General features: G+C 74.0%; 10 protein-coding genes. 5 read left to right on the top strand and 5 right to left on the bottom strand.

All coding sequences use genetic code 11. The features are described 5' to 3' along the window. Window positions 1-103: 103 nt before the first annotated feature. From F0L68_RS12115 to F0L68_RS12135, 5 genes are all read left to right on the top strand, one after another. Window positions 104-868, top strand: coding sequence for an IclR family transcriptional regulator (locus F0L68_RS12115; protein WP_149849617.1), 765 nt, complete (start codon window positions 104-106; stop codon window positions 866-868). A gap of 45 nt (window positions 869-913) precedes the next feature. Beyond that, entirely contained in the window at window positions 914-2,089 is a 1,176-nt protein-coding gene (locus F0L68_RS12120) for a 4-hydroxybenzoate 3-monooxygenase (RefSeq protein WP_149849618.1), read from the top strand. 66 nt (window positions 2,090-2,155) lie between these two features. Then, window positions 2,156-5,332, top strand: a complete 3,177-nt coding sequence (locus F0L68_RS12125) for an ATP-binding protein (protein ID WP_223198721.1) — start codon at window positions 2,156-2,158, stop codon at window positions 5,330-5,332. A gap of 58 nt (window positions 5,333-5,390) precedes the next feature. Next, window positions 5,391-6,389, top strand: a complete 999-nt coding sequence (locus F0L68_RS12130) for an ATP-binding cassette domain-containing protein (RefSeq protein ID WP_149849619.1) — start codon at window positions 5,391-5,393, stop codon at window positions 6,387-6,389. Further along, entirely contained in the window at window positions 6,386-7,189 is an 804-nt protein-coding gene (locus tag F0L68_RS12135) for an ABC transporter permease (protein ID WP_149849620.1), read from the top strand. Before F0L68_RS12130 ends, F0L68_RS12135 begins: the two co-directional genes overlap by 4 nt. 10 nt (window positions 7,190-7,199) lie before the next feature. Here F0L68_RS12135 and F0L68_RS12140 read toward each other — a convergent pair whose 3' ends face one another. The 5 genes from F0L68_RS12140 to F0L68_RS12160 all read right to left on the bottom strand — a co-directional run bounded on the left by F0L68_RS12140 (window position 7,200) and on the right by F0L68_RS12160 (window position 14,023). Beyond that, the gene (locus F0L68_RS12140; protein WP_149849621.1) at window positions 7,200-8,639 is read right to left on the bottom strand and encodes an aldehyde dehydrogenase family protein; all 1,440 of its coding nucleotides are present in this window, start codon (window positions 8,637-8,639) and stop codon (window positions 7,200-7,202) included. A 22-nt stretch (window positions 8,640-8,661) separates the two neighbouring features. After that, complete coding sequence (locus F0L68_RS12145; RefSeq protein ID WP_149849622.1) at window positions 8,662-10,092, bottom strand: aminobutyraldehyde dehydrogenase; 1,431 nt, start codon at window positions 10,090-10,092, stop codon at window positions 8,662-8,664. Continuing rightward, a complete protein-coding gene (speB, locus tag F0L68_RS12150) occupies window positions 10,089-11,036 on the bottom strand; it encodes an agmatinase (protein WP_149849623.1) in 948 nt (315 codons plus the stop codon). The genes F0L68_RS12145 and speB overlap by 4 nt, the downstream gene beginning before the upstream one ends. Then, window positions 11,036-12,331: a flavin monoamine oxidase family protein gene (locus F0L68_RS12155; RefSeq protein ID WP_149849624.1), complete on the bottom strand. Its 1,296-nt coding sequence runs from the start codon at window positions 12,329-12,331 to the stop codon at window positions 11,036-11,038. The genes speB and F0L68_RS12155 overlap by 1 nt, the downstream gene beginning before the upstream one ends. 168 nt (window positions 12,332-12,499) lie before the next feature. Beyond that, window positions 12,500-14,023 carry a PucR family transcriptional regulator gene (locus tag F0L68_RS12160; protein WP_149849625.1) on the bottom strand — a complete coding sequence of 508 codons (1,524 nt, stop codon included), beginning with the start codon at window positions 14,021-14,023 and terminating at the stop codon, window positions 12,500-12,502. Window positions 14,024-14,130 lie beyond the last annotated feature (107 nt).

The following is a 14,130-nucleotide window of genomic DNA, read 5'->3' on the forward strand; positions in this document are numbered from 1 at the left end:
CTTGAAGCCGCCGCGCCCACCGGGTCGGCCGGCACGGGAGACAGTCAAGTGGACAGCACCGGGGTCGGCGACCTTATCCTTCCGCTGAGCGAAAGGTGCGGTCATGGCAGGGAACTCCGCGAACCCCGGCGTCAGCGTCACGGCGCGGGTGCTGGCGCTGCTGGACGCGTTCGACTCCGACCACCGGGCGCTGCGGCTGAGCGACATCGCCAGGCGGGCCGACCTGCCGCTGCCGACCGCGCACCGGCTGCTCGCCGAGCTGGTGTCGTGGGGCGCGCTGGCCCGGCGCGAGGACGGCCGCTACGTGGTGGGCCGCAGGCTCTGGGATCTCGGGCTGCTCGCCCCTGCCCGGTCCGGCCTGCGGGAGATCGCCTCGCCGTTCCTGCACGACATCTACGGCGCGACGCTCGCCACGGTGCACCTGGCCGTCCGCGAGGGCACGAAGGTGCTCTACCTCGACCGGTTGTCCGGGCACGCCTCGGTGCCGATCGTCAGCCAGGTCGGCACCCGGCTGCCGATGCACGCCACCGGGGTCGGCAAGGTGCTGCTCGCCCATGCCCCGGAGGACGTCCTGTTCGCGGTGCTGTCCGCCCTCGACCGGGTCACGCCCTACACGGTCACCGCGCCGGGCAGGCTGCGCCAACAGCTCGCCAGGGTCCGGCAGGAGGGATACGCCCAGACCTACGAGGAGATGAGCCTCGGCGCGTGCTCGGTGGCGGTCCCGATCCACGATCCGTCGAACCAGGTGGTCGCGGCGCTGGGCATCGTCGTCGCCAGTCTCAAGCGCGACAGGGCCCGGCTGGTGGCCGCCCTCGAGGTGGCCGCGCAGGGCATCCGGCGGACGCTGGCCCGCGATTCCGCTCAGTGAAACAGCCGGCTGGAGCGCGGGGGCCGTTGGGCGTTCGATGGCGGCATGCGCACTCAGGTCGCGATCGTCGGCGCGGGTCCGTCTGGCCTGCTGCTGTCCCACCTGCTCGCCGCCCACGACATCGAGTCGGTGGTGGTGGAGACCCGGTCGCGGGCGCACGTCCTCGGCCGCGTCCGGGCCGGGATCCTGGAGCACTCCTCGGTCGAACTCCTTACCGCGCACGGCCTCGGGCAGCGGCTGACCGAGGAGGGCCTGCGGCACCGGGGCATCCACCTCCAGTGGCCGGGCGAGCGGCATCGGCTCGACTTCGTCGAGCTCGTCGGTCGCGGCGTCTGGGTCTACGGGCAGACGGAGGTGACCAAGGACCTGGTCGCCGCCCGCGAGCGGGCCGGGCAGCAGCTCGTCTACGAGGTCACCGACACCGAGGTGCACGACGTCGACACCGATCGGCCGTACGTCACCTGTGTCGACGCCGACGGGGTCGCGCAACGGATCGACGCCGAGGCCGTGGTCGGCTGCGACGGATCCTTCGGCCCGAGCCGGCACGCCGTGCCCGAGGCCGCCAGGCGGACGTGGGAACGGACCTACCCCTACGCCTGGCTCGGCGTGCTCGCCGACGTCGCGCCGTCGACCGACGAGCTGATCTACGCCTGGCACCCGGACGGCTTCGCGCTGCACTCCATGCGGTCGCCGACGGTGAGCAGGCTCTACCTCCAGGTGCCGCAGGGTGAGCGCGTCGAGGACTGGTCCGACGACCGGATCTGGACCGCGTTGGCCGCCAGGCTCGGCCACGGCCAGGACGGCTGGACGCTGAACCCCGGGCCGATCAGGGAGAAGTCGGTGCTGCCGATGCGCAGCTTCGTGCAGAGCCCGATGCGGTACGGCAGGCTCTTCCTCGCCGGGGACGCGGCGCACATCGTCCCGCCGACCGGCGCCAAGGGCCTGAACCTGGCCATGGCCGACGTGGCGCTGCTCGCCCCCGCGCTCGCCGCGCTGCTGCTCAGGAAGGACGGCGCCCTCGCCGACGCCTACTCGGCGACCGCGCTGCGCCGGGTCTGGCGGAGCACCCACTTCTCCTGGTGGATGACCACCATGCTGCACCACAACGGCGACCCGTTCGACGCCGAACTCCAGCTGTCCCAACTGCGTTGGGTGGCGACGAGCCAGGCCGGGGCGAGGGGGCTGGCGGAGAACTACGCGGGGCTGCCGCTCGACTGGTGAGCCGCGAGCCCGCGCCACCGGCCGGGGTCTGCACGGCCCGGTGTGCGAGCCGGTGACAATGGTCGGGTGAGCGACGGGATTCGGGTGGCGGTGCTCGGGCCGGTTCGGGCCGACGCCGACGGATCGCCGGTCGCTATGTCCGGTGCCAGGGTTCGTCTCCTGCTGGCCAGGCTGGCGCTGGCGCACGGCCGGTTGGTGCCCGCCGAGGTGCTGATCGACGACCTGTGGGGCGCGGACCCGCTCGCCGACGCGGCCAACACCTTGCAGGCGCTGGTGTCGCGGTTGCGCAGGATCGTCGGCGCCGCCGCGGTGGAGCTGACGAGCGGGGGCTACCGGCTCGCGGCGGAGGTGGACGCGCCTCGGTTCGAGGAGCTGGCCGCGCGGGGCCGCCGGGAACTGGCCGAGGACCGGCCCGCCGCCGCCCTCGCCAGCCTCGACGCGGCGCTGGGCCTGTGGACGGGCGCGGCCCTGGGCGACCTGCCGGACGTCCCGTTCGTGCGTGCGGCGGCCGCGCGGCTCGCGGAGCTGCGGCTGGCGGCCGTGGAGGACCGCGTCGAGGCCGCGCTGCGCCTGGGCCGGCACGACGAGGTGCTGGCCGAGCTGGCGGCGGCGACCGGGGCGCATCCGCTGCGCGAGCGGCTGGCCGCGCTGCGGATCCGCGCGCTGCACGCGGCCGGGCAGCAGTCGGAGGCGCTGGCCGCGTACGAGGAGGCGCGCGGCGCGCTCGCCGAGCAGCTCGGGGTCGATCCGGGGCCCGAGCTGCGGCGGGTCCACCTCGCCATGTTGCGCAGCGAACTCGACCAGCCGGTGACCCGCCCGAAGCTCGTGCCGGGGAGGGTGCCGGCGCAGCGCACCAGCTTCACCGGGCGGGATGCGGAGCTGGGGCTGCTCGCCGGGCAGCTCGCGGCCGCCCGGCTGGTGACGGTCGTCGGGCCGGGTGGCGTCGGCAAGACCCGGCTGGCCATCGAGGCGGCGACCCGGCACCCGGCCCGGGACCAGGGCCGGGTGTGGTTCGTGCCGCTGGCCGGCGTGGCGGTGCCGAGGGGTCGGCAGGACACGCCGCCCCTGGTGGGCGCGGCGGAGCTGGCCGGGGTGGCAAGTGAGGTCGGCGGGGCGGTGCTCGGGGTGCTCAGCGCCGCCGGGGTGCAGCCGGCCGGGGGACGGCAGGGGGCGCTCGACCAGCTGGTTGAGCTGATCGGCCCCGAGGCGGCGGTGCTGGTGCTGGACAACTGCGAGCACCTGGTGAACGCCGCAGCCGAGTTCGCCGACCGGCTGCTGGAACGGTTGCCGCGCCTGACAGTCCTGGCCACCAGCCGGGAACCGCTGGCGATCACCGGCGAGGCGCTGTGCCGGCTCGGTCCGCTGGAACTGCCGTCGGGGACCGCCACGGCGGGCGACTCGGCTGCGGTGCGGCTGTTCGTCGATCGGGCCAGGGCCGTGCGGCCCGGCTTCGCGCTGGACGAGTCGACGGTGGGCCCGGTCGTCCAGCTCTGCCGACGGCTGGACGGGCTGCCGCTGGCCCTTGAGCTGGCCGCCGCCCGGCTGCGCTCGATGACCGTCGAGCAGATCGCGCACCGCCTCGACGATCGGTTTCGGCTGCTCACCTCGGGCAGCCGGGTCGCGCTGCCCCGGCACCGGACGCTGCTCGCGGTGGTCGAGTGGAGCTGGGAGCTGCTCACCGAGCAGGAACGGGTGTTGGCCGGGCGGCTGTCGGTCTTTCCCGGCGGGGCGACGGCTCCCGCCATGGAGGCCGTCTGCGCGGACGGGCTGCTGGCCGCCGACGACATCGTCTACGTGCTCGGCTCCCTGGTGGAGAAGTCCCTGGTGCAGTGGGACGGGCAGCGGTATCGGATGCTGGAGACCATTCGCGCGTACGCGAGCGAGCGGCTGGGCGATCAGCGACCCGTCGCCGACCGGTTCGTGCGCTATTTCCTGGCGTTGGCCGAGGAACACGAGCCGCGCCTGCGGTCCGGGGAACAGCTCGCCTCGACACGGTGGTTCGACGCCGAGTACGACAACCTGGTGTCCGCGCTGCGCAGGGCCGTCGGCGATGGCGCCGCGGACGCGTCGGCGCGGCTGGTCAGCTCGCTGCTGTGGTACTGGCAGACGCTGCGCTTCGACGCCCGCGCAACCGGGTTCGTGGCCGAGGTGCTCGGTTTCGGCGACGCCCTGCCCGACCACAGCCGGGCCGCCCTCACCGCGATGCACCGGCTTGGCGGGGACGAGGCGACCGCCGCCGACGCGGAGCAGGTGCGGTCGATCATCGAGGACTGCGTCAGCACCGGCGCGCTGCGACGCCACCCGATGTTGCTGATCCTGACCGTCCCAACGGCCTACCTCTACGGCCACCGGGAGCTGGCCGAGCGGCTGCTGCGCGACGCCGACGACCATCCCGACCGGTGGGTGGCGGCGGCCGCGGGCTGGTTGCGGGCGTTCGTCCTGGACGAGCAGGGCGACTGGCCGGGCGCGGCGGCGGAGCGGACGCGGGCGCTGCGCGCCTGCGAGGAGGCGGGCGACCGGATCGCCCTGGCGTTCGTCCTGGCCGAGGTGGCGCGCGACCACGGCGTTCGGGGGGACCACGACGAGGCGACGGCCGCCCTGGCGCGGTGCGTCACGCTCGCGGCCGAGATCGGCTCGGCGGAGGAGATCTCCTACCGGGCCCGGCTTGGGGCGCGGCGGCTGCGCGCGAGCAACCCGGTCGGGGCGCGGCGCGAGCTGGACACCGCGCTGCGGCAGGCGGTCGAGCGCGGCCAACCGCACCTGCGGATCGAGGCGCTGGTCGGCCTGGCCGACCTGCACCGCCGCGCCGGCGAGCCCGACCGCGCCGAGCGGACGCTCGCCCACCTGGAGGCGCTCGTGCGCGGGCTGCCCGGCGCCGAGCTGACCGCCGCGATACTCGTCGCCCCGGTCCGGCTGGCCGTTCGGCTCGACACCGCGGCCGCGTCGGCGAGGGAGCTGCTGCCCCAGGTGGTGACGACGGGATTGGCCGCGCGGCAGCTGGCGGCGCCGGCCGCGGAACTGCTGGCCAGGTTGCTGGCCCTGGAGGGGGACGCGGCCGGGGCGGCGACGGCGCTCGGCATGAGCCAGGTCGTTCGCGGGGCGTTCGACCGGGGCGACCCCGAGCTGCGCGCGCTGATCGACGACCTCACCGCACGGCTCGGCGAACCGGCCTACACGCGGGCGTTCGACCGGGGCGCTGGCCTGCCGCGAGCCGAGGCGCTCGACCGGCTCCGCTCGCTCTGACGCCTGCCGTCAGCCCGTTCTCAGACCCCGGTCAGCGCGGCAGGACAGCGTGCACCCCATGACTGCCAACCACCGTCAACCCGCGGTCGCGGCGACCGCGGTACGCAAGGCCTACGGCGACCACGTGGTGCTCGACGGCATCGACCTCGACATCCCTGCGGGATCCGTCTTCGCGTTGCTCGGCCCGAACGGCTCCGGCAAGACCACCATGGTCCGGCTCCTGTCCACGCTCATCCGCGCCGACGCTGGGGACCTGCGGGTCGCCGGCCACGACGTGGCCAGGGAGCCGGACGCGGTCCGTGCCGCGATCGGCGTCACCGGCCAGTTCTCCGCGGTGGACCACCTGCTCACCGGCGCGGAGAACCTGCTGCTGATGGCCGACCTGAACCGCTTGCCCCGCAAGGAAAGGCGGCGGTGCGTCGCCGAGCTGCTCGAGCGGTTCGAGTTGGTGGACGCGGCCGGGAAGCCGGCGTCGACGTACTCCGGCGGGATGCTCCGCCGCCTCGACCTGGCGATGACGCTCGTCGGCCGGCCACGGGTGATCTTCCTCGACGAGCCGACCACCGGGCTGGACCCGCGCAGCCGCCGAACCATGTGGGAGATCATTCGGGGGCTGGTGGCCGACGAGGGCGTCACGATCTTGCTCACCACCCAGTACCTGGACGAGGCCGACCAGCTCGCCGACCGGATCGCGGTGCTGTACCAGGGAAAGCTGGTCGCCACGGGCACGCCGGAGGAGCTCAAGCGGCAGGTCGGCGGCGGCCACATCACTCTCCGGTTCGCCGACCAGCGCGGCTACGAGCACGCGGCCGGGGTCCTGGAGGTGGTGTCCCGCAACGATGCGGCGTTCACCCTCCAGGTCGCCGGCCAGGGTGATGTCCGGTCGTTGCGCGCGCTGCTGGACCGGCTCGACCGCGCCTCGCTCGCCGTGGAGGAACTCAGGGTCCACACCCCCGATCTCGACGACGTCTTCTTCGCCCTGACGGGAAACCCCGTCGGCACGCCACTCGGCAAGTCGGTCAGCAGCTCAGTCGCCGAACAGGAGCCCGCCCGATGAGCACTGTCACCCACGCCGTCACCGACTCGGCCACCATGCTGCGCCGCCAGTTGCGGCACATGCTGCGCTATCCGGTGCTCATCCTGACGGCCGCAGGGGTCCCGGCGATCTTCCTGCTGCTGTTCGTCTACGTTCTCGGCGGCGCCATTGGCAGCGGCCTCGGCGGCAGCCTCGGCGGGTCGGCGGGCGGCCGGGCCGCCTACGTGAACTACGTAGTTCCCGGCATCGTCCTGATGACCGTGGCCACCTCGGCCCAGAGCACGGCGATCTCGGTGGCCACCGACCTGACCACTGGCGTGGTGACCAGGTTCCGGACCATGGCCATCGCCAGGGTCTCGGTGCTCACCGGTCACGTGCTCGGCAGCCTGATCCAGACCATGCTGAGCATCTCCTTCGTCACCGGCGTCGCGCTGCTGATCGGCTTCGAGCCAACCGCGGACCTCGGCGGGTGGCTCGGTGTGGTCGGCGTGCTCGCGATGATCACCTTCGCGGTGACGTGGTTGTGTGTCGCGCTGGCGATGGTCACCGACAACGTGGCCACCGCGAGCAACCTGCCGATGCCGCTGATGATCCTGCCGATGGTGGGCAGCGGGCTGGTCCCGACGGACTCGATGCCGGCCTGGCTGAGGTGGTTCGCCGAGTACCAGCCGTTCACCCCGTTCATCGAGACCCTGCGCGGGCTGCTGACGGGCACCCCGATCGGCGACAGCGCGATCCTCGCCGTCGGGTGGTGCGCCGCGATCACCCTCGGCGGCTACCTGTGGGCGAGGAGGCTCTACAACCGCGAGCCCACCGGGTGAACGGAGTGGCTCACAGGTCGACCCCGGTGAGCACGAGCACCCGGTCGTCGGTGAGGTCGTGCATGGCCGAGCGCACTCCCTCCCGCCCGATGCCGGAGTCCTTGACCCCGCCGTAGGGCAGCTGGTCGGCGCGGAACGACGGCACGTCGCCGACGATCACCGCGCCGACTTCAAGGCGCGCGTGCGCCAGGAACGCCAGCCGCAGGTCCCGGGTGAACACCCCTGCCTGCAAGCCGAAGCGGGAGTCGTTGACCGCGGTCATCGCCTCGTCGAAGGAGTCGACCGGGTCGACGGTGACCACCGGGCCGAACACCTCCTCCCGGTACACCTTCGCAGTGTGCGGGACGTCGGTGAGCACCGTCGGCGCGACGGTGTCGCCGACACGCCGGGCGCCGGTCCGCACGACCGCGCCCGCCGCGACGGCCTCCCCCACCCACTGCTCGACGCGCCGCGCCGCCGCGACGTCGATGAGCGGGCCGACCTCGGTCGCCGCGTCGAAGGGATCCCCGACGCCCAGTCGTTCCACCTCGGCCACCAGGAGGTCGACGAACACCCCGTAGTGCGACCGGGGCACGAGGACGCGCTGCACGGCGATGCACGACTGGCCGGCCTGGCCCATGCCGAAGGTGGCGATGCGGGCGGCCGCCGACGCCAGGTCTGCGTCGGCGGTGTAGTCGGCGCAGATCACGGCGGCGGCGTTGCCGCCCAACTCGAGGACGATGTGCTTGCGCGGCACCGCGTCGCGGATGCCCCAGCCGACCTCGGCGGACCCGGTGAAGCTGACCACCGGCAGCCGGGGGTCGCGGACGAGTTCGGCGGCCACCTCGTTGGAGGTGGGCAGGATCGACCACGATCCAGCGGGGAGGTCGGTCTCGGCGAGGATCTCGCCGAGCGCGAGCGCCGACAGCGGGGTCGCCGGCGCCGGCTTGAGCACGATCGGCGCACCGACCGCGATCGCGGGCGCGACCTTGTGCGCCACCAGGTTCAGCGGGAAGTTGAACGGGGTGATGCCAAGCACCGGGCCGCGCGGCACGCGCCGGGTGAGGGCCAGCCTGCCGGCGCCGGCCGCGTCGGTGTCCAGCCGGTGCAGGTCGCCCGCCCAGCGGCGGGACTCCTCGGCCGCCCAACGGAAAGTGGACGCCGCCCTGGCCACTTCGGTTCTGGCCCAACGGATCGGCTTGCCGTTCTCGCCGGTGATCAGGTGGGCCAGCTCCTCGCCCCGCGCGGTGAGCTGGGTGCTCACGTGGGTCAGCGCGGCGGCCCGCACGTGGGCCGGGAGCGCGGCGGTCTCCTCGCGGGCGAGCGCCGCCGAGGAGACCGCGGCCTCGACGGCAGGGGCGGTGGCGAGGCTGGTGGTGGCGACGAGCCGGTCGTCGCCGGGGTGGCGCACGTCGAGCGTGGTCGCGCTCGTCGACGGCTTGCCGGCCACCCAGTAGGGCACTTCGGTCATGTCGGGTGCCTCCAGACGGGTTTCAGTGCCTGTGCATGACGTGCTTGACGCGGGTGTAGTCCTCGAGGCTGTACTGGGAGAGGTCCTTGCCGTAGCCCGATTGTTTGAACCCGCCGTGCGGCATCTCGGGGACGAGCACCATGTGCGTGTTGATCCAGACACAGCCGAAGTCCAGCCTGGCGGCCAGGCGCAGCGCGCGCCCGTGGTCGCCGGTCCAGACGCTGGCGGCCAGGCCCTGGTCGACGCCGCAGGCCAGCCGCAGCGCCTCGGCCTCGTCGGCGAAGCCCTGCACGGTCAGCAGCGGCGCGAAGTTCTCCTGCTGCACCACGGCGTCGTCCTGCCGCACGCCGGCCACCACGGTCGGCGCGAGGAAGTAGCCGCGCTCGCCGACGCGGTTCCCGCCTGCGACGATCCGCGCGTGGCTCGGCAGTCCGTCCACAATGGACTTAACGCGAGCGAACTGGTCGGCGTTGTTGAGCGGCCCGTAGTCGGCGTTCGCGTCGGAGGTTGGTCCGGTGCGGACGGTGCGGGCGCGCTCGGCTAGGCGTTCGGTGAACTCCTCGCGCACCCGGTGGTCGACCAGGACCCTGGACGCGGCGGTGCAGTCCTGGCCGGCGTTGAAGTAGCCGGCCGCGACGATGCCCGACGCGGCGGCGTCGAGGTCGGCGTCGGCGAACACGACGGCGGGCGCGTTGCCGCCGAGCTCCAGGTGGGTGCGGGCGACCCGCCCGGCGGCGGCGCCAGCGACCTCCGCGCCTGCCCTGGTGGATCCGGTGATCGAGACCATCGCCGCGGCCGGGTGCGACACGACCGCGCGGCCGGTGTCCCGGTCCCCGCACACGATGTTCAGCACGCCGAGCGGCAGGAACTCCGCGGCGAGCTCGCCGAACATCGCGGCGGTCACCGGGGTGCTGTCGCCCGGCTTGAGCACGACCGTGTTGCCCGCCGCGAGCGCGGGCGCGATCTTCCACATCGCCATCAGCAGCGGGTAGTTCCACGGCGCGACCTGGCCGACCACGCCGACCGGTTCCCGCCGCACGTAGGAGGTGTGGCCCGGCGTGTACTCGGTGGCGCCGACACCGGGCAGCAGCCGCGCGGCGCCCGCGAAGAACCGCAGGGTGTCCACGGCGGCCAGCACCTCGTCGGAGCGGGTGACCTCGGTCGGCTTGCCGGTGTTGCGGCACTCGGCGGCGACGAACTCGTCCGCGCGCTGCTCCAGCGCGTCGGCGCACCGCAGCAGGGCCGACTGGCGTTGCCCCGGCGTGGTGTCGCGCCACACCTCGAACGCCCCGGCCGCGGCGGTGTAGGCGGCGTCCACGTCGGCGGGCGCGGACAGCGGCGCGGATCCGAACACCTCGCCGGTGCACGGGTCGACGAGTTCGGTGGTCCGCCCGTCGAGGGGGTCGCGCGCCGCGCCGCCGACGACGTTGCGCACGGTGTCGAGCTCGGTCACCTGTCCTCCTCGGGAAGCACGCACAGCAACTCGTAGATCACGTGGGCGGCGGCGATGCCGGTGATCTCGGCGTGGTCGTAGGCGGGCGCGACCTCCACGACGTCGGCGCCGACCACGTTGAGACCGGCCAGGCCGCGCAGCACCTCGAGCAGTTCGCGGCTGGACAGACCGCCCGCCTCCGGGGTGCCCGTGCCCGGCGCGAAACCCGGGTCGAGCACGTCGATGTCGATCGACACGTACACGGGCCGGTCGCCGAGCCTGGCGCGCACCCGGTTGACGATGTCGTCGATCGGCTGGCGGGCGAAGTCACGGGCGTGCACCGCGGTGAACCCGAGTTTCTCGCTCTCGGTCAGGTCCAGCCGCGAGTACAGCGGGCCGCGGATGCCGACGTGCACGGAGTGGTCCAGGTCGACGAGTCCCTCCTCGCTGGCCCGGCGGAAGGGCGTGCCGTGCGTGTAGGCGGCGCCGAAGTAGGTGTCCCAGGTGTCCAGGTGAGCGTCGAAGTGCAGGACGGCGATCGGCCCGTGCCGTTCGTGCTGCACCCGCAACAGCGGCAGCGCGATCGTGTGGTCGCCGCCGATGGCGATCAGCCTGCGCCGCGTCCCGCACAGCGCGCCCGCCGCCTCCTCGATCGTGGCGACCGCCGCGCCGAGGTCGAACGGGTTGACCCCGACGTCGCCAGCGTCGGCGACCTGGCGCGCCGTGAACGGCTCCACGTCGAGGGCCGGGTTGTACGGCCGCAGCAACCGCGAGCTCTGCCGCACGTGGTTCGGGCCGAACCGGGCGCCCGGCCGGTAGCTCGCCCCGGTGTCGAAGGGCACGCCCCACACCAGGACGTCGGCGTCTGGGAGGTCGGTGAGCCGGGGCAGCCGGGCGAACGTGCCGTCGCCCGCGTAGCGCGGAATCCTGGTGGCGTCGGCCGGGCCGACCGGAGTCGCCGGCATCACAGCACCTCCAGCAGTTCCGCGGCGGCGCGTCGGCCGCTGTCGATCGCCCCGTCGATGAAGCCGGGCCAGCGGCGGGCGGTGTGCGCGCCGGCGAAGTGCACTCGACCTTCTCTGGCGCCGAGATCCTTCTCGTAGCGGGAGATCTGCCCCGCGCGGAACGTCGTCCACGTGCCGCGCGACCACTCGTCGTCCACCCACTGGTGGGTCGCGGTGGCCACGACCTCGGCGTCCGGCGCGAACTCGCGCACCGCGCACTGCACGGCGACGCGGTCGGTTCCGTCCACGCGGTCGTGTTCCGGCGCGAAGCACACCAGCAGCACGCCGTCGGGCCGCGTGCCCATCGCGCCGACATAGTCGAACGCGGTGCCCCAGCCGTAGCCGCTCAGGTCGTGCGGGACGTTGCGGGCGATCGCCCAGACCTTCTGGCCCTGCCCCGCGTGGTTCTCCGTGGAGACGGCGAGCTTCGCCGGGGACAGCGCCGGCTGGAAGTCGACGTGCCGCAGCACGCCGATCGGCACGGTGACCAGCACCCGCCGCGCCGCGACCGCCCCGCCGTCGTGCCCGACGACGACCCGGTCGGCCTCCTGGCGCACCGACCGCACCGGGGTGGACAGGCGGATCTCCGCGCCGCCGTCCTCGGCCAGCGCGGTGGCCAGGGACGCGGTCCCGTCGACGAAGGTCTGCCCGAGCACGCTGGCCCGGACCATGCCCCACACGGAGTTGCCCATCGCGGCGAGCCACCGCAGGATGTCCAGCGCCGACCCGGTCTCCGCCGAGGCGTTGCCGCAGCCGCAGAACCAGGAGATCAGCAGCTCGCGGGCGTTCCCGCGCAACCCGGCGTCGCGGGCCCACTGCCGGATCGGCACGTCCAGGTCGACGAGGTCCTGTTCGGACAGCGGGCGGTCGACGTCGAGCCGCGCGCCCGCGGCCACCAGGGCGCGCACGGCGTGCTCGAGGTCGCCGAGTTCGGCGGGCGGCACGGGCATCAGCGACTCCAGCACCTTGCCTTGGTCCGACCAGGTCATCCGGTGCGGCAGCTCGCTGTCGGCGACCGCGATGCCGTACCTGCGCACCTCGGCGGAGACGAAGGCCTGCTCTGGGACGATCCAGGTGCCGCCCATCTCCAGCCCGATCCCGTCGAACAGGTCGGTCCGGTACCAGGTGCGGCCGCCGATCCGGTCGCGCGCCTCCAGCACGCACACCGTGCGCCCGGCCTCGCCGAGATCGCGCGCGGCCGTCAGGCCGGCGAACCCGGCCCCCACGATCGCCACATCGACTTCCGGAAGATCCATGGCGGACCCGTCTCCCCTCGCCGCGCACCGGCCGCGCCGGGACGGCACGCAACCGCGGCCGTGTCGGCAACCTACGTTCGGCGCGATCATCGGGTCGATCGACACCACGGCCAACTTCATGCATCGACCTGGCCGGGACGTACAGTCCGGCGCGCCCGGCGGCGCGGGCTACCGGTCAGTCATCAACGGCTGCGGCGTGGCGGTGTGCGCCAGCGCGTCCCGCGCCTCCAACGCCAGCCACAGCTCGTACCTGGCGGACGCGGCCGCCAGGGTCCGGCCGGTGAGCTGCTCGATCCGGTCGATGCGGTTGCGCACGGTGTGCCGGTGGACGCCGAGCCTGCTGGCGGTGACGTCCCACGCTGCGTTGGCGTCCAGCCAGGCCCGCAGCGTGGTGACGAGGTCGCCGCGCGGGTCGACCGCGTCGATCGGCGCCAGCACGGTGTCGGCGAACGCGGCCAGCAGCTCGGGCGGGCCGAGGGTGAGCAGCAGCCTGCTGGTGCTGTGCTCGGCCGCCTCCGCCGGGCGCCCGAGCCTGGCGCTGGTGGCGAGCAGCGCCCTGGCCTGCCGCAGGGTCACCGCCGCCGCGCCCGGCCGCAGCGCGGCGCCGATGCCGGCGGCGCGACCTGGCGCGAACCGGTCGAGCAGCGCGAACACGTCAACCTCGTCGGCGATCAGCGCCTCGACGGTGTCGCCGGAGTGCCGGACGAGCCCGCCGGGCAGGACGAGGGCGAGATCGGCCGACAGCTCCGCGGCCTCACCGGGCCCGGTCAGCACGGCGAGGCCGCGCATCCTCGGCGTGGCAACGCCGAGCGCCCTGAGCATCGGCTCGGCCCGGTCGTCGGGCATCCCGGCAAGCAGCCGGGTCATCGCCTCCGCCCTGGTCCGCCTGCGCGGCTCGTCGGCGAGGTGGCGACGCTCCAGTTCCAGCGTCAGCAGCGACACCAGCGCGGCGTCCAGGGCGCCGAGCCTCGGTTGGGCGGGTCGGGCGACCAGGGCGTGCCCGCGCAGCCGCCTTGCGCCGATCGGCTGCACACCCACCGTCAGCCCGTCGACGTCCACCGAGGCGCTGCCGAGCAGCCCTTGGGCGGTGACCTCGGCCAGCACCGTGCGGCCCGCGGCGAGCAGGGCCTGCGCCGACGGGCCGACCGAGGCCAGCGGCCTGCCGAGCAGGTCGGTCACCACGGCGGCCCGCCCGGTCGCGTCCAGCCACACCGTGAGGATCGTGTCCAGGTCGCCGCCGGAGGCCGCCGCGACGGTCAGCCTGCGCTGCACGTCGATCGTGTGCTCGAGGGCGCGCCGTTCCTGCGCGGCCAGCGCGGCGAACACCGCCTTGGTGACGGCGATGAACGGCACCTCGTCCGGCACGACCAGCAGCGGCAGCCCGGCCGCCTCGGCCGCGGCCACCAGTTCCTCCGGCGGCCGTTGGTAGGGCTGACCGTGGCCGACGCCGAGCGCCAGGGCAGCCGCGCCGCCGTCGACGACGTCCTGGACGAACTCGCGGCAGGACCGCTGGTCCACCGGCAGCACCAGCCCGGTCGTCATCAGCAGCTCGCCGCCGCGCAGCCACTCGCCCGGCCGCGCCAGCTCCGACACGTGCGCGGCCTCGATCACCCGGCCGGTGCCGCCGGCGCTCGCGACGAGCCTCAGGCGCAGTTCCCGGACGGCGAGCAGGGCATCCACGGTGAACGACATGGACGCAGTGTCCACCGCGCGGGAAAAGTTCAACACCGCGTCGATCGACCGGGCCGGGCACCCGGACCTACCGTCCCCCCATTCAGTGATCCACGTCTCAGCCATCT

It is taken from the genome of Solihabitans fulvus, from assembly GCF_008386585.1.
Classification (GTDB): Bacteria; Actinomycetota; Actinomycetes; order Mycobacteriales; family Pseudonocardiaceae; genus Solihabitans; species Solihabitans fulvus.

Excerpts from the sequence above, each read along its gene's own strand:
- F0L68_RS12115 (WP_149849617.1), top strand. The coding sequence starts at position 104 with ATGGCAGGGAACTCCGCGAACCCCGGCGTCAGCGTCACGGCGCGGGTG.
- F0L68_RS12155 (WP_149849624.1), bottom strand. The coding sequence starts at position 12,331 with ATGGATCTTCCGGAAGTCGATGTGGCGATCGTGGGGGCCGGGTTCGCC.
- F0L68_RS12160 (WP_149849625.1), bottom strand. The coding sequence starts at position 14,023 with ATGTCGTTCACCGTGGATGCCCTGCTCGCCGTCCGGGAACTGCGCCTG.
- F0L68_RS12120 (WP_149849618.1), top strand. The coding sequence starts at position 914 with ATGCGCACTCAGGTCGCGATCGTCGGCGCGGGTCCGTCTGGCCTGCTG.
- F0L68_RS12135 (WP_149849620.1), top strand. The coding sequence starts at position 6,386 with ATGAGCACTGTCACCCACGCCGTCACCGACTCGGCCACCATGCTGCGC.
- F0L68_RS12130 (WP_149849619.1), top strand. The coding sequence starts at position 5,391 with ATGACTGCCAACCACCGTCAACCCGCGGTCGCGGCGACCGCGGTACGC.
- F0L68_RS12140 (WP_149849621.1), bottom strand. The coding sequence starts at position 8,639 with ATGACCGAAGTGCCCTACTGGGTGGCCGGCAAGCCGTCGACGAGCGCG.
- speB (WP_149849623.1), bottom strand. The coding sequence starts at position 11,036 with ATGCCGGCGACTCCGGTCGGCCCGGCCGACGCCACCAGGATTCCGCGC.